A 21,015-nucleotide genomic window follows, 5' to 3' on the forward strand; every position below is an offset into this window, starting at 1 on the left:
GCGCCTAGCTGTCCCCATCGTCCAGGTTCAATGAAAAAGTCCCGCAGCAAGTTCAAGCGCTACGTCCTGATAGCCGTCATCCTCCTGCTTCTCGTGTTTGGCGCGCGCGCCGCCTTCTTTTCGGCCCCGCCGCCGCCGACCTTCGCCGTGGCCGAGGTGTCCCGCGCGGACCTGGAAGACAGCGTTCTTGCCAGCGGCACCATCGACGCCATCGAACGCGTCAGCGTGGGCGCGCAGGCCACGGGCCAGCTCAAGTCCCTGAAGGTGGAACTGGGCGATCGCGTCAAGAAGGGACAGTTGGTCGCCGAGATCGACGACCTGACCCAGCAGAATGAGCTGCGCAACGCCGAGGCGGCGTTGCAGACGCGGCGGGCCGAACGGGCGGCCAAGGTCGCCACGCTGAAGCAGGCCGAACTGGCGTTCAAGCGCCAGCGCATGATGCTGGCGGCCGACGCCAGCTCGCGCGAGGCCTATGAAACCGCCGAGGCCACGCTGGCCGTGACGCGCGCCGAAATCGCGTCGCTGGACGCGCAGATCGCGCAGGCGGAGATCCAGGTGGACACGGCCCGGGTCAACCTGGGCTACACGCGCATCGTCTCGCCGATCGACGGCATGGTGGTGGCGGTGGTCACCAAGGAAGGCCAGACGGTCAATTCCATCCAGAGCGCGCCCACCATCATCAAGGTGGCGCAGGTGGACACCATGACGATCAAGGCGCAGATCTCCGAGGCAGACGTGACGCGGGTCAAGCCCGGGCTGCCGGTCTACTTCACCATCCTGGGCGAACCGGACGAGCGCTACCGCGCCACACTGCGCGCGGTGGAACCGGCCCCGGACTCCATTCAGAAGGATGACGCGGCGTCGTCGCTGACGTCCTCGACCAGCACGTCCACCAGCGCCGCGGTCTATTACAACGGTCTCTTCGATGTACCGAACCCCGACGAGAAGCTGCGCATCTCGATGACGGCGCAGGTCTTCATCGTGCTGGGCGAGGCCAAGGGAGCGGTGGTGGTGCCGGCGTCGGCGCTGGGCAAGCGCGGCGCGGACGGGCGCTACGAAGTGCGCGTGGTGGGGGAAGGCAACAAGACCGAGACGCGTCAGGTCCGCATCGGCATGAACAACAATGTGCAGGCGCAGGTGCTGGAAGGCCTGGAGGTGGGCGAACGCGTCGTGTCGGCGGATTCGTCGCCGGCCGCCGCCAAGCCGGGAGCCTGACATGAGCGGTCCGCTCATTTCCTTGTCGGGCGTGCGCCGCGAGTTTCCGGCGGGCGACCAGACGATTGCGGTCCTGAAGGACGTCAACCTCACGATCGAGGCGGGCGAGATGGTCGCCATCGTGGGGGCGTCCGGCTCGGGCAAGTCGACGTTGATGAACATCCTGGGCTGCCTGGACCGGCCCACGCGCGGCGACTACAGGGTCGATGGCCGCAGCACGGGGGAGCTGGATCCCGACGAACTGGCGGAGCTGCGCCGGGAGCACTTCGGGTTCATCTTCCAGCGCTATCACCTGCTGGCGGACCTGAGCGCGCAGGGCAACGTGGAGGTGCCGGCGGTCTACGCGGGCAAGCGCCGCGAGGCGCGGCTGGAGCGGGCCTCGGCCTTGCTGGCGCGGCTGGGCCTGGCCGATCGGTCCGAACATCGGCCCGGTCAGCTTTCTGGGGGTCAGCAGCAGCGCGTGAGTATCGCGCGCGCGCTGATGAACGGCGGGGACATCATCCTGGCCGACGAACCCACCGGCGCGCTGGACACGCATACGGGCCAGGAAGTGCTGCGCATCCTGGAAGAGCTGAATGCGGCGGGGCACACGATCATCATCGTCACGCACGATATGAATGTGGCGCGCCACGCGCAGCGCATCATCGAGATCAGTGACGGCGAGATCGTCGCGGACAAGCGCAATCCGGAGGCGCCCCGCCATCAGACGGCGCTGGACGAGGCGCCGGCGATGGCCCAGCGGCCGGCCTGGCAGGCCTATCTTGACCGCTGCGGCGAGGCGCTGCGCATGGCGTTGCTGGCGATGAACGCGCACCGCCTGCGCACGTCGCTGACGATGCTGGGCATCATCATCGGCATTGCGGCGGTGGTGTCGGTGGTGGCGCTGGGCGAGGGCTCGCGGCGCAAGATCCTGGAAGACATCAGCGCGATCGGCACGAACACGGTGGAGGTCTTCCCGGGCAAGGATTTCGGCGACGAGAAGGCGGTGAACATCCGCACGCTGGTGGCGGCCGACGCGGAGGCGCTGGCGCGCGAGTCCTATGTGGACAGCGTGACACCGGAAGTGGGCACGAGCAATACGCTGCGCTATCGCAACGTGTCGGTGAATGGGTCGATCCAGGGCGTGGGCGATCAATACTTCCGGGTGCGTGCGATCAAGCTGGCCGAGGGCAAGTTCTTTGACGAGACGAGCGTGGCGCGCCGCGCGCAGGAAGTGGTGATCGACGAGGGCACGCGGCGTGCGCTGTTCGGGTCGCACACGGAGCCCATCGGGCAGGTGATTTTCCTGGGATCAATGCCGGCGCGCGTGATCGGGGTGACGCAGAAGAAGGACACGGTGTTTGGCAGCAATGATTCGCTGAACGTGTGGATTCCTTACACGACGGCGCTGTCGCGGGTGCTGGGGCAGCAGCACCTGAAGAGCATCACGGTGCGCGTGAACGACGCGACGCCGCCGGCCGCGGCGGAGCAGGCCATCGTGCGGGTGCTGACGCGCCGGCATGTGGTGAAGGACTTTTTCGTGTTCAACACGGATGCGGTGCGCAAGACGATCGAGCGCACGACGGCAACGATGACGCTGCTGGTGTCGCTGATCGCGCTGATTTCGCTGATGGTGGGCGGCATCGGGGTGATGAACATCATGCTGGTGTCGGTGACCGAGCGTACGCGCGAGATCGGGGTGCGGATGGCGGTGGGCGCGCGGCGCAGCGACATCATGCAGCAGTTCCTGATCGAGGCGGTGCTGGTGTGCCTGATCGGCGGGGCGGTGGGCATCCTGTTGTCGCTGGGCTTGGGCGTGCTGGTCAGCAAGGCGACGGGCGGCTCGTTCCAGATGATCTATTCCACGACATCGATGGTGGCGGCATTTACGTGCTCGACGCTGATCGGTGTGATTTTTGGCTATCTGCCGGCGCGCAACGCGGCGCGCCTGGATCCCGTCGAGGCGTTGGCCCGGGAATGAGGAAGATGAAAGCAGTTTCTCTTTTGTGCAAACCGCTGGGCGTGGTGCTGGTATTGGCGCTGGGCGGGTGCGGTCTGCTGCGTACGGATTACGAGCGGCCGGCGGTGAGTGTGCCGGGGTCCTGGACTTATGCGGGGGCAGGCGCCGATGCAGGCGCGCAGGCTTCGCTGGCTGACGGTGGCGACTGGTGGCGCAATTTCGATGATCCGGTGCTGAACGGGCTGGTGGAGACGGCGCTTGCGCGCAATAACGATCTGGCCGCGGCGGCGATCCGCGTCCGGCGAGCGCAGTATCAGGCGGGTCTGGCGGACGATCAACTGATGCCGCAATTCGGCGGGGACGCGAACGTGTCGCGGGTGCGCAATCTGTATGGGGATCGTTCGATCACGCGGGCCAATTCGGCCGAGCTGACGGTGAGCTATCAGGTGGACCTGTGGGGCAAGCTGGCGCGCCAGCGGGATGCGGCGCAGTGGGAGGCGCTGGCGACGGAGCAGGACCGCCAGAGCGCGGCGCTGTCGCTGGTGGGGACGACGGCGACGTTGTACTGGCAGACGGCGTTCATCAACCAACGCATCGCTAGCAGCGAGGAGAGCATCGCCTACGCGCGGCGCACGCAGGATCTGGTGCGGGCGCAGTATGCGGCGGGCGGAGCGTCGGCGCTGGAGCTGGCGGAGGCAGAGCAGACGGTGGCGAGCCAGCAGGCGGCGCATGCGTTGCTGGTGCAGCAGCGCGTGGAATACATCAATGCGTTGACGATTCTGTTCGATGGGCCGCCGGATCGCATTACGGCGGATCCGATGCGGTTGCCGTCGAGTGCGTTGCCGGAGGCGCGGGCGGGTGTGCCAGCGGAGTTGCTGGGGCGGCGTCCGGATCTGCGTGCGGCTGAGATGCGGTTGCGGGAGTCGCTGGCTACCGTGGATGCGACGCGGGCGAGCTTTTATCCGCCGGTGACGTTGACGGGGGCGTTGGGCACTTCGAGCCCGACGTTGTCGGATGTGCTGAAGAATCCGATAGGGACGTTGGGGGCGGGGTTGACGCTGCCGTTCCTGCAGTGGAATCAGATGCAGCTCAATATCCGGATTTCGAAGACGGATTTCGAGGAGCGGGTGGTGACGTTCCGGCAGGCGCTGTATCAGGCGATGGCGGATGTGGAGAATGCGTTGTCGAACCGGACGCAGTTGGGGGTTCGGGCGGAGCAGCTGGATCTGTCTTTGCGGGCGGCTCGGGAGGCTGAGCGGCTATACGAAGTACGGTATCGGGCGGGGGCGGTGCCGTTGCGGGATTGGCTGGATGCGCAGGAAAAGCGCCGGGTGGCTGAGGTGGCGCGGGACGAGAATATGCTGAACCGGTTGGTGAATCAGGTGACGGTTTATCAGGCGTTGGGGGGGGGATGATGTGGTGGCTGTTGATGGGGATGGGCTGCGGATGTGAGGTTTGCAGCAGTCCGGCGCGTCGTTTTGCGTCGGCAGCCGGGTGCAGGCATCGATCTTGGTTCTTTTGACGCTGCCTTCAGATTCCCTCGGGCGCATCTACACGCCCCGCGCACCCCAGGCCGCCGCCACGCCGGGCTCGGGTGGTTTCAGCTTGGCGGGCGCTGGGGCGGGGTGAGTTCTTAAGGTTCTTGCCCGGGCTTGCGCGGCTTTGAAGCATTTTGCGGGGCCCGCGCCCGGTTGGCCGCCGCTGCTTCCGGTGTCTGACACCCTTGGGGCACATCCTTGATATGACGGCAGTCTTTGCAGGGTGTCAGACACCTTGTCACCTTGACTGCAGGAATGGGGAGGGTGGGTTGGCGGCCGCTGCCATAAAATGCGGTCCATGAACTCGCCCGAACTCATTCCTGAACCCGCCGATCTCGACCGTCGTTTTGGCGCGCTGTCGCGCCTCTATGGTCCCGAAGCGCCCTCGCGCATCCGTAATGCCCATGTTGCCGTTGCCGGCCTGGGCGGCGTCGGCTCGTGGACCGTGGAGGCGCTTGCTCGTTGCGGGGTGGGGGCGTTGACGCTGATCGATCTGGATCACATTGCCGAATCCAACGTGAACCGGCAGATCCATGCATTGAGTTCGACGCTCGGACAGTCCAAGGTCGACGCGATGGCCGAGCGGGTGTTGGCGATCAATCCGGAATGCCGCATCACCCGGGTGGACGACTTTGTGTCGCCGGAAAACGTGGGCGAGGTGCTGCCGGGGCCTTATACGGTCATCATCGATTGCACGGATCAGGCGGCCGCGAAGATTGCGATGATTTTGCATGCGCGGGCGCTTGGGGTGCCGATGCTGCTGTGCGGCGGTGCGGGCGGGAAGACGGATCCGTTGGCGTTGCGGGCGGGTGATTTGTCGGGGGCGGTCAATGATGCGCTGCTGGCCAAGCTGCGCAACAAGTTGCGGCGCGAGCATGGGTTTCCACGGGCGTCCGACAAGAACGGCAAGGCGCTCAAGCGGGTGCCGAAGATGGGCGTGCATGCGTTGTGGTTCGACCAGCCGGCGATTTTGCCGGATGCGTGGACCAAGCCTCGTGAAGGTGAAGATGATATGGGCGCGTCGGGTCTGAACCTGGCGCCGCAGGGCCTGTCGTGCGCGGGTTATGGGTCGGTGGTTACCGTGACCGCCGCCATGGGCATGGCGGCGGCGAACGAGGCTTTGCGGCTGGCGGTGTGACCCCTTAAATCGCCACAAACACCACGCCGTCCTCAATCCGCACGGGATACGTCGCGATGTTTTCCCGCAGCGGCGAGCACAGCGCGCGGCCGTCGCGCACGTCGAAGCGGCCCTGGTGCAGCGGGCATTCGATTTCGTGGCCGGTCAGGAAGCCTTCGCACAGTCTGGCATTGCCGTGCGTACAGAGGTTGTCGGTCGCGTAGACCTCGCCGTCGACGCCGTATAGCGCGATTTCCTTTCCGCCCGCCTCGACGGCGATGACGTCCTCTTCGGGGACTTCATCGCGTCCGATGGCCTTGATCCATTGCACACGCATGATTCGTCTCCTGGTCAGATGGGATAGATCAGCGAGTTCGGTATCAGCTCGCTGTCGAAAATGCATAGCCGCGATTCGAATTTCAGGCCGTCGGGCGTCTGTCGGATGACGTCCAGATAGCGGCCGACGTTGAAGACGGTGGTGAGCTGGCTGGGTTTGGTGCGGAAGATGGCGTAGTTGGCCTCGGATTCGATGCGGCCGTCCTGCACCAGCAGCACGCGCGGGGCGCCGACGACGTGGCGCTGGTAGTAGGGATCGTGGAAGATGGTTTCGGTGGCCCCGTAGATGCGGTCCTTCAGCATCCCGCGGCTCTCGAAGGCCATGGTCGCCAGCGGAAAGCCGCGTTCGTAGTTTTCGCGCGGCAGCACCTTGTAGACGCAGTCCTCGATGAAGAAGTCTGGCCACTTTTCCCATTCGCCGGCGTCCAGCGCGGCGGCGTAGTCGGAGTACAGGCGGGTGAGCTGGTAGTAGAGCGGAAAGTCCAGCATGTCACGCCTCCATCACGCGGCGCCAGTACGCGTACATGCCGCGTATCAGCGTTTCGGTGACCATGTGATCGGTGTTTTCGGCGGTCTTGCCGCCCAGTTCGGCGACGCTGCGGTGCCAGGGCTTTTGTTCGAAGCCGGACTGCGAGAATTCGATGACTTCGCCGTCGTCGGCCGACACGAAGCCGGCGGGGCCGAAGAGGTTGGCCTGGCGCAGCCGGCGCTGGGTCATTTCGGGGGTGTCGTCGGCGAAGCCGAAATGGGTCCAGACGAAGTCGAAGGCATCGTGGCCGACCGGCTGGATGTGGCGGGTGGACAGCGAGTTCACCTGCTGCTGGATGATGACGCTGGGGAACAGCGTCATGAGTACGGCGGTGGGGCCGTTCCACCAGGGTTCCTGCACGATGTCCAGGAAGCGGTCGTCGTTCAGCGACATCTGCTCCTTGAAGCTGGACACGCCGCTGGTGACGGTGCTTTTGCCGCCCTGGCCGCGCGTGGAGATCATGGCGGCGTGGCGGAAGTGTCGGTCCATCTTCAGTTCGGACCGGTTGTCCGCGCGCCATAACCCGAAGGTGACGAACCAGGTGTGCAGGAGGCCCGGGTGATAGGGGTCCTTGATGTTCTCCTGCATCAGCTTCCAGTTGCCCGGAATGCGCTGGCGGCTGTAGCCGTGGATCACCAGTTCGCGGCCGTCGAAGACGCGGTCGAAGTAATGCGCGATGTCGGGCCCCAGGTAGTCTGCCAGCGGCTCGACGTCATGGTCAAAGGACGCGAAGACCACGCCGTTGCGGCAGGCGACCGCCAGCTTCGTCAGGCCATGTTCCTCGGGCTTGAAGTCGGGCGGCATGCCGCCGTTGATCTTGCCGTCCTGCTTGACGCCGCGGCGGAAGGGCACGCCGATCAGGTTGCCCTGCAGGTCGTAGTTCCACTGGTGGTACGGACAGACGAACTCGGTGCGGTTGCCGGCGCGTTCGCGGCAGAATTGCACGCCGCGATGGGCGCAGACGTTTTCCACGACGCGCACTTCACCATCGTTGTCGCGCAGCAGGATGACGGACCGCTCGCCCACGACCGTGCGCTTGAAGTCGCCGGGATTCGGGATTTCGGCCGTGAGGCCCACGTAACTCCAATGACCGCGGTAGAAGAAGCGCTCCAGTTCCCGCTGGTGCAGCGCGGCGTCGGTGTAAACGCCGAACGGAATGCGATGGGAACCGTCGCCTTGCCAGGGCGGGACGAATTGGATGGGGTGTTCGGGGGCGTTCATGGACGGCCCCTGCTACAGGACGAGGCGATGCAATGCGTGCGGACGCGCATGATTTGTCTCCATTTTCAGCTGGCCGCGTGGCGGCCGGGCAGCGCCTAGCGCGGCATTGGCGCAGGCGGTTTTTTTCGCATCTTCGGGCAGGGCACGAAATTAATAAATAGAATTTGGCTTATTACATAAATCACCAGAATCAATATTGGTGGAGACAGCCGCATGAACCTGAAAGACGTGGATCTGAATCTGCTCGTCGTCTTCAATGAATTGCACAAGCATGGCCGGGTGTCGGCGGCGGCGGAAAGCCTGGGGATTTCGCAGCCGGGCGTCAGCAATGCGCTGAGCCGGCTGCGCAAGCTGCTGGGCGACGAATTGTTCCTGCGGACCTCACGCGGCATGGTGCCGACGCCGTATGCCGAGAGCCTGGCCCAGCCGATTGCCGATGCGCTTGCCGCGCTGCAAGGCACGCTGAACGCGCGCGTGGCGTTCGATCCGGCGCGCAGCGAGCGCGCGTTTGTGATCGGGGTGAACGACGTGGGCGAGACCTACTTCCTGCCGCGCCTGATGCGGGCGCTGGATCAGGTCGCGCCGGGCGTGACCATCCGCACGGTGCGCACGACGTCGATCGACGTGCGTGACGAGATGGAACGGGGCCGAATGGATCTGGCCATGGGCTTTCTGCCCGGATTGAAAGGCGGGTTCTTTCAGCGCCGGCTGTTTCGCCAGCCCTATGTGTGCATCTTCCGGCAGGACCATCCGCTGGCGCGTTCGGGCGTGTCGGCCAGGCAGTTTCGCGCGGCCGAACACGTGGCGATCGTGTCCGAAGGCACCGGCCACGGCGTGGTGGACGAGGTGATCGCGCGCGCGGGCATCCGCCGCCGGCTGCGGCTGACGGTGCCGCACTTCATGGCGGTGGGGCCGGTGCTGCAGGCCACCGACATGATCGCGGTGGTGCCGCAGCGCTTTGCCGACTGCGCGTGCGGCCCCTTTGGCCTGGCCGCCGCGCCCTGTCCGGTGAAGATTCCAGAGTCCGTCATCAACGTGTTCTGGCACGCCCGCAACCACCGCGAAGCCGCCAACCAGTGGCTCCGGCAGGTGGTGGTGGACGTGTTCGCGGACTGAGTCCGCGCCTTCAGAACTGCATCTGCGCAGACAGCGCGACGCTGCGCGGACTGCCGAGGTAATAGCTGTTCAGCCAATAGTCGCGGCCGGTGACGTTGTTCACGTTCAGGCGCAGCGTCAGCGGCCGGCCCGAGACCTGGGCCGCATAGCGCAGGCCGACGTCGAACGTGGTGTAGGACGGCAGGCGGCTGACGTTGGTGGCAGAGGACCACTGCTTGCCGACGTGGTAGACGCCGCCCGTGACGCTGAGGCCGGGCGCGAAGGGCAGGGCGTATTCGGAGTAGAGCTTGGCCATGAACTTCGGCACGTTCAAGGGATCCTTGCCATCGTTGGCGCCGCCTTCGACGCGGGCATGCAGCCACGTGGCGCCCCCCACGACCGTCCATGCCGGCGTCACCTTCCCGATGGCCGACACCTCCGCGCCGCGGTGGCGCTGCACGCCGTCCTGGCCGTAGACATTGGAATCGTTGGTGTATTCGTAGGCCTTTTCGATATCGAACAGCGCGCCGCTCACCAGCACGCCGCCGACCTCGGCCTTCAGGCCCAATTCCTTCTGCTTGCTGCGCATGGGCGCCATGACCTGCAGCGCATTCGCGGCGTCTTCGGGCGCCACGCCGCCTTGTTCCAGACCTTCGATGTAGGTCGCATAGGCCGTCATCCACGGCACGGGCGTGAAGATCAGCGACGCGTTGGGCGAGTTCCTGCCGCGGTCATAGTCGGGCTGGCTGAGGCTGCCGTCGGCGTTGCGGTCGGTGGTCTGGATGGTGCTGCGGTTGATGCCGACCAGCGCGGACCATTGATCGTTGAAGCGCACCAGGTCGCCGATCATGAAGTTGTCGTTGCGGATGCGGCTGGAGAAGTACATCGACTTGGCCGGCGTCGTGGCCCAGTCCGGTTCCGGCACGTGCGTGGGCGAATCCAGGCTGTACGGGCCCTGGTAGCCGGTGCTGGGGAACCACGTGTTCTGCCATTGCCGGTCGGTGTAGCCGTAGTACCCCATGGTGATCTTGTGATCAACCGGGCCCGTGGCGAACGAGATGTCGGCCAGCGCCTGCCATGCCTCGGATTCCGTGCGCGTGGGCCCGACCTTCTGGCGTAGCTGGAAGTATTCGCCCGCGGACCGAACCGAATTCATCGTGTGGTACTGCACCGGCCGGTCCTGGTATTCGCGCAGGTGGGCCACGCGCAGCGTCAGGTGGTCGCTGGCTTCATACGTGGCCCGGGCCATCCACTTGCGCGTTTCGGTTTCATCGCGGATCCAGGGCTGGCTCCAGTTCTTCTTCGTGTCCAGTGTGGGGCGGGATACGCCGTCGCGGAAGAACCAGTAGGAGTTGGGCGCGTCCATCTTGTAGTCGCCGTAGGAGGCGCCCAGCTCCAGCTTGAAGCGGTCGGTGATGTTGAAGTCGAGCGCGGCGCTGGCCAGGCTGCGGTCGATCTTCTGGTCGTCGACGGCGGTGTCGCCGTCCTGGCGCACCAGGTTGACGCGGTAGCCGACCTTGCCATTGCTGTCGACCGGACCGCCGAAGTCGCCGTGCACGTAATACTGGCCGCCGCCGTAGTTGCCGACCGTGACGCTGTTCAGACGCTCATGCGTGGGGCGCTTGTAGACGTAGTTCACCATCCCGCCGGGCGAGGCCGCGCCGAACAGGAAGCCCGACAGCCCGCTCAGGATCTCGACCCGTTCCTTGTCTTCGATGGATGCCGCAAAGCCGAAGGAGCGGCGCAGGCCTTCTTCGGCGCGGTCGTAGCTGTTGAACCCGCGAATCTTCACCATGGGCGCCCAGCCGCTGATCTGGGGCGTCTGCGTCATGGCGGACGGGCTGATCTTGTAGACGTCGTCGGGCGACTGGGCCTGCACGTTCTGCAGCAGTTCACGGGGCACGACGTTGATGGCGAAGGGCGCGCGCTGCAGATCCATGCCGCCCAGGGCGCCGACCGACTGCACGAGCGAGGCGCGGTAGCCGTCGCTGGCCAAGCCGTCCTGCTGCAGGGCGGCGTTGGTGGAGCCGGTCACCGTGACGCCGGGCAGCGTCACCACCCCCGGCGCCGCTGGGCTGGGGCGCAGGGTGTACTCGCCGCCGCCCCTGTGGACCGCCTCAAGGCCGGTGCCGGCCAGCAGGGCGCCGAAGCCGCTCGCCACGGAATGACGGCCGCGCAGGCCGGGGCTGTCGCGGCCGGCGGTCATGGCGGCGTCGACGGACACCTGGATGCCGGCCTGCGCCGCGAACTGGGTGACGACGCGGCTCAACGCGCCGGGCGCGATGTCGAAGTCGCGGCTGGCTGAGGCGGCCGGCGCGGGCTGCGCGTGCACGGGCGAGGTCGTGGAGACAGCAATGCCCAGGAGGGCCGCGGAAATCGCCAGCGACAGCGCGGTGCGGCGGGTAAGGGACGAGGAGTGCATGGAAAGCCTTTCGTGGGGGAAAGAAGAGGGTCTTCACCCCGTATGCCAAACGCGGCATCCGAAAAGGGAACCTCGGTCCTGAATTTTTTTGCGCCGTGTGGTCTCAGCGCGGCACCACCGTCACCCACCACGGCATGGGTGCCTGGATGCGCACGGGCAGCGTGGCGGCCAGCGCGCTCAGCACCCGGTCCGTGTCCGGCAGCGCATAGGCGCCCACGATGCGCAGGTCGGCCACCTCCGGCGCACAGGCCAGATAGCCGCGCCGGTGGCGGGACAGTTCGGCGATGAAGTCCGCCAGACGCATGTTCTCGGCGATCAGCAGGCCGCGCGACCAGGATTCGCGCGCGGGTTCGGCGGGCTCGGGCGGCGCGGCGGCCGCCCGGGTGACGCAGGATTGCTGGCCGGCGAGCACGATCAGGGGGGGCGCGCCGGCGGCTTTGGGGCGCACTTCCACGGCACCCTCGAAGACGGCGACCCGGCTGGCGTCGTCGTCCTGGTAGACCGCGTAGCGCGTGCCGATCGCGCGCAGCCGCGCCTCGGCGGTGTCCACGACGAAGGGCCGCGCGGGGGACTGCGTGTCCGGCGCGGTGCTGACCAGGATCTCTCCGGCCACCAGCACCACGCGGCGCAACTGCGGGCCGTAGTCCACGTCGACCGCGCTGCCGGTGTTGAGCCAGAGGGTGCCGCCGTCGGCCAACTGGATCTGGCGGCGCTCGCCCACGCTGGTGTGATGGGCCGCCGTCCACGCGCGCCACGGGGTGCTTTGGGTGGCGGCCCACGCGCCCAGCCCGGTGCCGCAGAGCAGCGTCAGCATCTTCAGGGCGCTGCGGCGCTGCGTGCGTTTGGCCGCCGCGGCGTCCAGCATGCGGTGCGCGGTGGGCTTGTCCACGCCCGGCAGGTCGTCGAACTTGCCGCTGATCGCCTCCACGCGCCGCCAGGCAATCTGGTGCGAAGGATCGGCGTCGTGCCATTGGCGCCAGCGCTGGCGCTCGCCGGACGGCACTGCGGGGGCGCGCAGCACGGCAAACCACTCGGCGGCCTCTTGCAGCACCTTGAAGCTGGGCGCGCTGGCGGCGGGCGTCATGGCGCGGCGGCCGCCATGCTGGACGTCAGGCAGTGCAGCATCGCCTGCGCCATGTACTTCTTGACCATGCGTTCGGACACTGCCAGGCGCGCGGCGATCTCGACGTAGCCCAGGCCTTCCAGGTGCGCCAGCAGAAAGGCCGTGCGGGCCTTGGGGTTGAGCTGGTTCAGCAATGCGTCCAGTTCGGACAGCGCATCCATCAGCAGGGCGCGGTCCTCAGGCGACGGATGCAGGGTGTCGGCGACGGTGGCCAGCGTGTCGCGGTAGGCGCGTTCCAGATCCTGCCGCCGCCAATGGTTGATGACCAGGCCGCGGGCAATGGTGGTCAGGAACGCGCGCGGTTCGCGGATGGGTTCCTGGTTGCGGAACAGGCGCACGAACGTGTCGTGCGCGATGTCGGCGGCGTCGAAGGTGTTGCCCAGGCGGCGCCGTAACCATTCCTGCAGCCAGCCGTGGTGGTCGCAATACAGGGATTCGATGCAGGCGGGCGCCCCGGGGCGGGTGGAAGACACGATGAAGCCGCTGACATGATGCCAATAAGAATCAGTCGCAATTATTCTTCAGCGGCGCGGCTTTTGCAATGCGCGTTCGCCCCGAGCGGCTGTCAGGTGTCGCGGAACGTCACGGTGAACCACCCGCGCAGCGCGTTCGACAATCGGATCTCGTCGGCGGCATGCAGGTCGGCCAGCGTCAGGACGCGTTCCTTCGTCTTGCCGTCGTTGAGCAGTTGCGCGCGCTGCACGCCGGGCAGGCAGCCGCTGTCCACGGGCGGGGTGTACCAGACGTCGCCCATGCGCAGATAGACGTTGCTGCGGCTGCCCTCACAGAGTTCGCCGCGCTCGTTCAGATACAGCAGATCGAAGATGTGCGGGTGCGAGGGCAGCCATTCGATCGTCTTGGTGTACCAGGGGCGGTGCGTGGTCTTGTAGCGCAGCAGCGGTTCGGAAGAGCGCAGCGCCTCTGGCGCCAGCATGACTTCCTGGTGCGCGGGCAGGGACGGCAGGACGGCGGTCTGGATGTGGCGGCTGCCGTCGCGGGCAACCAGGAGGCGCAGGCGGTGCGGGCCGGCAGAGCCCAGCGACATGACGGCGACGAGGATGTCGCCTTCGACGTCGCGGCCGCCCCAGACATAGCCCAGCGCCTTGCACGACGCTTCCAGGCGGTGGAGGTGGCGCGCCAGCAGGGGCACGTTGCCGGAGGCTTCAACCAGGATGGTCTCGATCAATTCGGGCTGCATGGGACTCTCCTGGAATAAGGCGGGGGCCGCCTAGGTGCGCGGCCTGGGCGGGGCCGCCTAGGTGGGGCCGCCCAGGCCGCGCCGCGCTCTATGCTACTACCGGCCGTAAGGTTTGCGCCGTCAGGCGCGCAGGATGCGGGCCTTCCAGTGGCATTCCTGCCATTCGCCTGCGGGGTCCGAATCGTAAACGATGCCGCCGCCGACGCTGTAGACGCCGTGGCCGTGCGGGTCCAGGACGAGGGTTCGGATCGCGACATTCAACGAAAAGTCGCCATCCGGGGCCAGCCAGCCGATGCTGCCGCAATACAGGCCGCGCGGGGCGGTTTCCATTTGGCGGATGCGGCGCATGGCTGCGACTTTCGGTGCGCCGGTGATCGATCCGCAGGGAAAGAGCGCGTGCAGCACGTCCGACAGCGTGGCGTGTGGCGCCGTGGCCGACACGGTGGACGTCATCGTCCAGACCGTGGGATAGCGTTCCAGCGAGAACAGCGCGTCCACCTTGACCGAACCGGGCTCGGCCAGCCGCCCGAGGTCGTTGCGCAGCAGGTCCACGATCATCAGGTTTTCGGCGCGGTTCTTGTCGCTGGCCAGCAGCTCCTGGCCCAGGCGTTCGTCCTCGGCCGGATCGGCATGGCGCGGCGCGGTGCCTTTCATGGGCCGGGTCGTCAGCCTGGCTCCGTCGCGCCGCACGAACAGCTCGGGCGAAAACGACAGCACCGTGCGCTCGCCGTCCTGGATGTAGGCGGCGTGGGCGACCGGGTTGCGCGCCGCGATGCGGCGGTACAGCGTGGCCGGATCGCCCTGGAAGCCGACGTCGAGCGGCTGCGTGAAATTGACCTGATACAGCTCGCCGTCCCGGATCAGGCCGCGTATGGCGTCGATCTGGCGCACATAGGCGGGCTCGGTCATGCGCGGCGCGGGCAGGCTGATGGACGCGGCGGGGGCATCGGCGGCCGGCGCATCCCACGGCGCTTCGTCGATCTTGTGGTCAAACACCAGCGCGGTCAGGCGGGGACGCCCGTCGTCGCGCGGCGGCGTCCACGGGCCGGCCGGCGCGGGCCGGGTGGCTTCGGGCAGCAGCCACTCACCCAGCTCGTAATCCAGCAGCAGGGCAATCCAGCGGCCGTCGCGCCGCGCGGCCTCGATGGCTTCCAGCGCCGGGCCTACCTCGGCGGCGGCGCGTGCCTCGATGCGGGCGCGGAACCCGCTGAGGCGCAGCGCGCGTCCGGCAAGCCGGTCTTCAAAACGGCAATCCATGGTGCGTTACGGCTGTTGTTGCGCAAGGAACTCCGTCAGGACCCGGCCAGTGTGGGAATGATCGGCCAGCGTCATCACGTGCTCGGGCGACCCTTCGCCCACCAGTTGCCCGCCGCCCGTGCCGCCTTCGGGGCCCAGGTCCAGCAGCCAGTCGGCTTCGGCGATGACGTCCAGGTTGTGCTCGATCACCACCACCGTGTTGCCCGCTTCGACCAGCCGGTGCAGCACATGGATCAGCTTTTCGACGTCGGCCATCGACAGGCCCACCGTCGGCTCGTCCAGCACGTACAGCGTGTGCGGGATGCGCGAGGCGCGGCCGGTCTTGATCAGGCCGTCGGTCAGACGCGCCTTGGACAGCTCGGTCACCAGCTTGATGCGCTGCGCCTCGCCGCCCGACAGCGTCGGCGACGGCTGGCCCAGCGTCAGATAACCCAGCCCCACGTCCTGCATCAGTTGAAGCGGACGATGGATCTTGGGATGGGCGGCAAAGTAGCCGATGGCGTCGTCCACTTCCATGGACAGCAGCTCGCCGGCGTTCTTGCCGCGCATCTGCACGCTGAGCGTGTCGTTGTTGAAGCGCGCGCCGTTGCAGGCGTCGCACGGCACCTTCACGTCGGGCAGGAAGTTCATTTCGATGGTGCGCATGCCCTGGCCTTCGCAGATCGGGCAGCGGCCATCGCCGGTATTGAACGAGAAGCGCGCCGCCGTCCAGCCGCGCATGCGGGCCTCGCGGGTGTCGGCGAACTGCTTGCGCACATCGTCCCAGAAGCCCACGTAGGTCGCCGGGCACGAGCGCGGCGTCTTGCCGATGGGCGTCTGGTCGACTTCCAGCACGCGGTCGATGGCTTCCCAGCCCGTGATGCTTTCGCAGCCCGCCCAGCCCGGCGCCTTGCCTTGCGAGACGGCCTGCGTCAGGTTGTCCAGCAGCACTTCGCGCGCGAGCGTGGACTTGCCGGAACCGGACACCCCGGTCACCACGCTCAGGCGGCCCACCGGGATGCGCGCGTCAACGCTGCGCAGATTGTGCAGGCGCGCGCCGCGGATCTCGATCATGGGCGTGTCGGCCTCGACCGGACGGCGGCCTTGCAGCGGATGCGCAAGCGGCGTCTTCAGGTAGCGGCCGGTCACGGATTCGGGCGCGTCGATCACGTCCTGCACGGTGCCTTGCGCCACCACGCGGCCGCCCCGGATGCCCGCGCCCGGCCCGATGTCGATGACGTGCGAGGCGCGGCGGATGGTGTCGTCGTCGTGCTCGACCACCACCAACGTGTTGCCGTTGCCTTCCAGCCGCGCCAGCGCGTCCAGCAGGATGCGGTTGTCGCGCGGATGCAAGCCGATGGTGGGTTCGTCCAGCACGTAGCAGACGCCCTGCAGGTTGGAGCCCAACTGCGCGGCCAGCCGGATGCGCTGCGCCTCGCCGCCCGACAGCGTGGGCGCGGCGCGGTCCAGCGCCAGGTAGTTCAGGCCCACTTCCTGCATGAAGTTCAGGCGGCCGCGGATCTCGGCCAGGATGTCGCGGGCGATCTCGCCTTCGCGGCCGCGCGCCACCAGTCCGGTAAAGAAGGTGTGCGCGTCCGACACCGGAAGCGACGCCAGTTCGGCAATCGACTTGTCGCGCCAGCGCACGGCGCGCGCCACGCGGTTCAGCCGCTGGCCGTCGCACTGCGTGCAGGTCTTGGCCTCGCCTTCGTACCACGCGTTCCAGGCGGTTTCTTCGCCGGTCTGCTCTTCGTCAAAGCCCTGCAATTGCAGGCCCGTGCCGTAGCAGCCCGTGCACCAGCCGTGCTTGGAGTTGTACGAGAACAGGCGCGGATCGGGTTCGGGGAAGCTGGTGCCGCAGGACGGGCACGCGCGCTTGACCGAGAAATGCTGCTGCTGCAATTCGCTGTTCAGCGCCTCGTGCAGCTTGTTGACCGGCCAGACGACCGACATCACGCCCTGGCCGTTTTCCAGCGCACTCTTGACGGCGGCGCGCAGGTCGGCCTCGTTGGCCGGGTCGACCACCACGTCCGCCACCGGCAGTTCGATGGTGTGTTCCTTGTAGCGGTCCAGGCGCGGCCACGGCGCCACGGGAATGAATTCGCCGTCCACGCGCAGATGGGAATGGCCCTTGGAGCCGGCCCACTTGGCCAGGTCCGTGTAATAGCCCTTGCGCGCGGTGACCAGCGGCGCCAGCAGACCGATGTGCTCGCCCTTGTGCTCGCGCAACAGGCGCGCCACGATCTGGTCCGTGTTCTGCGGTTCGACCGCGACGTTGCAGTCCGGGCAGTATTGCGTGCCCAGCTTCACGTACAGCAGCCGCAGGAAATGGTGGATTTCCGTCATCGTGGCCACGGTGGACTTGCGGCCGCCGCGGCTGGTGCGCTGTTCGATTGCCACGGTGGGCGGGATGCCGAAGATGGCGTCCACGTCCGGCTTGCCGGCCGGCTGCACGATGGCGCGCGCATAGGCGTTCAGCGACTCCAGATAGCGGCGCTGGCCCTCGTTGAACAGGATGTCGAAGGCCAGCGTGGACTTGCCCGAGCCCGACACGCCCGTGATGACGGTGAACTTGTCGTGCGGGATCTCGACACTGATGTTCTTCAGGTTGTGTTCGCGCGCGTTGCGGATTTCGATGGCCATGCTGCCCTGGCGGCGTTCGCGCACCAAGGATTGCAGCGGCGTGCCCACGCCCGCGCCGTACTCGGCCTGCGGTTCGGCGATGCGCGCGGTCAGGCCGGCCTGCTCGGCCTCCTGCGCGTCCGCGTCGCTGCTGACCACCACGTCGGCCACACCGCCCGCCACGACGTCGGCCGGCAGGATGCTGACTTCGTAGTCGCGCAGCGCGGCGCCCGTGTGCGATTTGGGGTTGTCCATCAGGTCCTGCGGCGTGCCCGTGCCGAGGACCAGGCCGCCGGCGTCGCCGCCTTCCGGACCCAGGTCGATCAGCCAGTCCGCCGCGCGGATGACGTCCAGGTTGTGTTCGATGACGAGCAGCGTGTGGCCGGCGGCCAGCAGCTTGCGGAACGCCCGCATCAGGCGCGCGACGTCGTCAAAGTGCAGGCCGGTGGTGGGTTCGTCGAATAGGAACAGGCTGCCCTTCTTTGCGACCTTGGCGGTGGAGATGCCACTGCGCGCGGCCTCGGCCAGGTGGCCGGCCAGCTTCAGTCGCTGCGCCTCGCCGCCCGACAGGGTCGGCACGGGTTGCCCCAGCCGCACGTATTCCAGGCCCACGTCGGCCAGCGGCGCAAGACCGGTCTGCACGTCGCGCAGGCCCTTGAAGAAGTCCAGCGCCTCGCTGACCGTCATTTCCAGCACCTCGTCGATCGAGGCGCTCTTGCCCAGGTGCTCGACGCGCACTTCCAGGACTTCGGGGCGGAAGCGCTTGCCGTCGCAATCGGGGCAGCGCAGGTACACGTCGGACAGGAACTGCATTTCGACGTGTTCGAAGCCGGTGCCGCCGCAGGTCGGGCAGCGGCCGTCGCCGCCGTTGAAGCTGAACGTGCCGGCCGTGTAGGCGCGTTCGCGCGCCAGCGGGGCCTGGGCAAACAGCTTGCGGATGGCGTCGAACGCGCCCACGTAGCTGGCCGGATTGGAGCGCGCGGTTTTGCCGATGGGGGTCTGGTCCACCATGACGACGTCGGCGATCTGCTCGGCGCCGAGCAGACGGTCGAAGGCGCCCGGCGCTTCCGACGGCTTGCCCTTCTGCTTGAGCAGCGCGGGGTACAGCACGTCCTGCACGAGTGTGGATTTGCCGGAACCGGACACGCCGGTCACGCAGACCAGGCGGCCCAGTGGCAGCTCGACCGAGACGTTCTTCAGGTTGTGCGCGTTGACGCCTTCAAGCAGCAGGCGCGGCGTGTTGGCCGCCACCGGCATCGGGCGCGGCGCTTCCACGCGCAGGCGGCCGCCGAGATAGTCGCCCGTCAGCGAGGGGGCGGCGCGCAGTTGCACCGGCGTGCCGTCGAAGACGATGCGGCCGCCCCGTTCGCCGGGACCGGGGCCGATGTCGATGATGCGGTCCGCGGCCACCATGACCTGCGGATCATGTTCCACGACCACCAGCGTATTGCCGGCGTTGCGCAGGCGGTGCATGACCTCGACGACGCGGTGCATGTCGCGCGGGTGCAGGCCGATGGAGGGCTCGTCCAGCACGAACAGCGTGTTCACCAGCGAGGTGCCCAGTGCCGTGGTCAGGTTGATCCGCTGGACCTCGCCGCCCGACAGCGTGCGGCTCTGGCGGTCCAGCGTCAGGTAGCCCAGGCCCACGTCGCACAGAAACTTCAGGCGCGCGCGCACTTCGGTCATGAGCAGGTCGGTGGCGGCGTCCAGCGCGCCCGAGAACGACAGCGTGTCGAAGAATTTACGAACGCGTTCGATCGGCAGCAGCATCACGTCATGCAGGCACAGCCCGTCCAGGCCATTGAGCTGTTCGCGGCTCCAGGTGGTGCCGACGGGCATGAAGCGCTTGTAGCGGCCGTCTTCCGGCGGCAGCACGGCATCGGCTTCGTCCTTGTTGCCCAGGCGCCAGAGCAGGGCATCGGGCTTCAGGCGCGCGCCGTTGCAGGTGGGGCAGGGCGTGTAGCTGCGGTACTTGGACAGCAGCACGCGCACGTGCATCTTGTAGGCCTTGGTTTCCAGCCAGTCGAAGAAGCGCTGCACGCCGTACCACTGATGCTTCCAGGCGTCGTTGCCGCCCTTCCAGTCGGGCGTGCCGTACAGCACCCAGCGCTTGTGCTCGTCGCTCATGTCCTTCCAGGGCACACCCAGCGGCACGCCTGCGCGCGGGGCGTACTTTTGCAGGTCGTCCTGGCATTCCTTGTAGGACGGCGTGGTCCACGGCTTGATGGCGCCTTCGAGCAGGGTCTTTTTCTCGTCGGGAATGACCAGGCCGAAGTCGATGCCGATCACACGGCCGAAGCCGCGGCAGGCTTCGCAGGCGCCCAGCGGGGAATTGAACGAGAAGCTGCTGGGCAGGGGGTCGGTGTATTCGATGTCGCAATCGGCGCAGTGCAGCCGGTCGCTGTACTTCCAGATGTGCGCGTTGCCGCCGTCGGCGTCCACGGCATAGACGGCGATGTGGCCGGCGCCCATGCGCAGCGCGGTGTCCAGCGCTTCCATGATGCGTTCGCGCTCGGTGCCGGCGAAGCGGAAGCGATCCTGGATGACATGCAGGATGCGGCGTTCCTCGGTGGCGGCCTTGGCGGTCTTCGTGGCCTTGGCCTTCTTGGCGCCCTTGGCGGGGGCGGCGGCGCGGGGCACGGCGGTTTCCTCGGCGTGCACGCGGGTGTAGCCCTGCTGCTCAAGGAAGCCGCGGACTTCGTCTTCGGTGAAGTTGGCCGGCACGGCGATCGGGAACGTCACGACCAGGCGCGGGTCGCCCGCGGTGGCGGCGCGCTCGGCCAGCGAGTGATAGACGGATTCCGGCGTGTCGCGGCGCACCAGCTTGCCGCAGCCGCGGCAATACAGCTTGGCGCCGCGCGCGAACAGCAGTTTCAGGTGATCGTTCAGTTCGGTCATCGTGCCGACCGTGCTGCGCGAGCTGCGCACCGGGTTGGTCTGGTCGATGGCGATGGCCGGCAGGATGCCTTCGATGCGGTCCACCTGCGGCTTGTCCATGCGGTCCAGGAACTGGCGCGCATAGGGCGAGAAGGTTTCCACGTAGCGCCGCTGTCCCTCGGCGTACAGCGTGTCGAAGGCCAGCGAACTTTTGCCGGACCCCGAAACACCGGTGACGACGACCAGTTCGCCCGTGGCGATGGTCAGATCCAGGTTTTTGAGATTGTTCTGGCGGGCGCCAACGATGCGGATATGGGAGCTCATGGACGGTATCGTAGCCTGACGTAGGGAGCATGCCGGCGCGGTGAGCCATCGCTGGTTCCGGGCGCGTCGATATGGAATAATTGACTATATTGTGAGGCGCATGTCCATAATATGGACAACCGGCGTCTCGGCAGCTGTACAAATAAACAGTATCGCAGATTCGTCTGAAAATCGCGCTGGCCGCGCGGCGCATCTGCTTGGGCCGTGGGCATTTATTTGGGGA

General features: G+C 67.1%; 14 protein-coding genes. 5 read left to right on the forward strand and 9 right to left on the reverse strand.

Annotated elements, in window-relative coordinates; translation table 11 throughout:
• Positions 1-30: 30 nt before the first annotated feature.
• From AC6LJW_RS05530 to AC6LJW_RS05545, 4 genes are all read left to right on the forward strand, one after another.
• Positions 31-1,215, forward strand: a complete 1,185-nt coding sequence (locus AC6LJW_RS05530) for an efflux RND transporter periplasmic adaptor subunit (RefSeq protein WP_056568980.1) — start codon at positions 31-33, stop codon at positions 1,213-1,215.
• A 1-nt stretch (position 1,216) separates the two neighbouring features.
• The gene (locus AC6LJW_RS05535) at positions 1,217-3,175 is read left to right on the forward strand and encodes a MacB family efflux pump subunit (RefSeq protein ID WP_427984056.1); all 1,959 of its coding nucleotides are present in this window, start codon (positions 1,217-1,219) and stop codon (positions 3,173-3,175) included.
• A 5-nt stretch (positions 3,176-3,180) separates the two neighbouring features.
• Positions 3,181-4,569, forward strand: a complete 1,389-nt coding sequence (locus tag AC6LJW_RS05540) for an efflux transporter outer membrane subunit (protein WP_498086713.1) — start codon at positions 3,181-3,183, stop codon at positions 4,567-4,569.
• A gap of 412 nt (positions 4,570-4,981) precedes the next feature.
• The gene (locus tag AC6LJW_RS05545) at positions 4,982-5,830 is read left to right on the forward strand and encodes a tRNA threonylcarbamoyladenosine dehydratase (protein WP_498086715.1); all 849 of its coding nucleotides are present in this window, start codon (positions 4,982-4,984) and stop codon (positions 5,828-5,830) included.
• A gap of 4 nt (positions 5,831-5,834) precedes the next feature.
• On the opposite strand, the gene AC6LJW_RS05550 is transcribed toward AC6LJW_RS05545, so the two are convergent.
• The 3 genes from AC6LJW_RS05550 to AC6LJW_RS05560 are packed head-to-tail and all read right to left on the reverse strand — an operon-like array spanning position 5,835 to position 7,895.
• Positions 5,835-6,146 (reverse strand): non-heme iron oxygenase ferredoxin subunit, encoded by a 312-nt coding sequence (locus AC6LJW_RS05550; RefSeq protein WP_498086717.1) that lies wholly within the window; start codon positions 6,144-6,146, stop codon positions 5,835-5,837.
• Positions 6,147-6,160: 14 nt separating this feature from the next.
• Positions 6,161-6,634, reverse strand: a complete 474-nt coding sequence (locus AC6LJW_RS05555) for an aromatic-ring-hydroxylating dioxygenase subunit beta (protein ID WP_056568969.1) — start codon at positions 6,632-6,634, stop codon at positions 6,161-6,163.
• Between the two features lies 1 nt (position 6,635).
• Positions 6,636-7,895, reverse strand: coding sequence for an aromatic ring-hydroxylating dioxygenase subunit alpha (locus AC6LJW_RS05560; protein ID WP_056568967.1), 1,260 nt, complete (start codon positions 7,893-7,895; stop codon positions 6,636-6,638).
• A 213-nt stretch (positions 7,896-8,108) separates the two neighbouring features.
• On the opposite strand from AC6LJW_RS05560, the gene AC6LJW_RS05565 reads away from it, so the two are divergent.
• Positions 8,109-9,011: a LysR family transcriptional regulator gene (locus AC6LJW_RS05565; RefSeq protein WP_498086719.1), complete on the forward strand. Its 903-nt coding sequence runs from the start codon at positions 8,109-8,111 to the stop codon at positions 9,009-9,011.
• 10 nt (positions 9,012-9,021) lie between these two features.
• On the opposite strand, the gene AC6LJW_RS05570 is transcribed toward AC6LJW_RS05565, so the two are convergent.
• From AC6LJW_RS05570 to uvrA, 6 genes are all read right to left on the reverse strand, one after another.
• Complete coding sequence (locus AC6LJW_RS05570) at positions 9,022-11,412, reverse strand: TonB-dependent siderophore receptor (RefSeq protein ID WP_498086721.1); 2,391 nt, start codon at positions 11,410-11,412, stop codon at positions 9,022-9,024.
• 103 nt (positions 11,413-11,515) lie between these two features.
• Positions 11,516-12,496 carry a FecR domain-containing protein gene (locus AC6LJW_RS05575; RefSeq protein WP_498086723.1) on the reverse strand — a complete coding sequence of 327 codons (981 nt, stop codon included), beginning with the start codon at positions 12,494-12,496 and terminating at the stop codon, positions 11,516-11,518.
• Positions 12,493-13,008, reverse strand: coding sequence for a sigma-70 family RNA polymerase sigma factor (locus AC6LJW_RS05580; protein WP_056568959.1), 516 nt, complete (start codon positions 13,006-13,008; stop codon positions 12,493-12,495). Before AC6LJW_RS05580 ends, AC6LJW_RS05575 begins: the two co-directional genes overlap by 4 nt.
• Before the next feature lie 92 nt (positions 13,009-13,100).
• A complete protein-coding gene (locus AC6LJW_RS05585; RefSeq protein ID WP_427987267.1) occupies positions 13,101-13,733 on the reverse strand; it encodes an aminotransferase class IV family protein in 633 nt (210 codons plus the stop codon).
• A 120-nt stretch (positions 13,734-13,853) separates the two neighbouring features.
• Positions 13,854-14,990: an aminodeoxychorismate synthase component I gene (locus AC6LJW_RS05590; protein WP_498086725.1), complete on the reverse strand. Its 1,137-nt coding sequence runs from the start codon at positions 14,988-14,990 to the stop codon at positions 13,854-13,856.
• A 6-nt stretch (positions 14,991-14,996) separates the two neighbouring features.
• Positions 14,997-20,792 (reverse strand): excinuclease ABC subunit UvrA, encoded by a 5,796-nt coding sequence (gene uvrA / locus AC6LJW_RS05595; RefSeq protein ID WP_498086727.1) that lies wholly within the window; start codon positions 20,790-20,792, stop codon positions 14,997-14,999.
• Positions 20,793-21,015: the final 223 nt, after the last annotated feature.

It is taken from the genome of Achromobacter sp. 1012554356, from assembly GCF_059760815.1.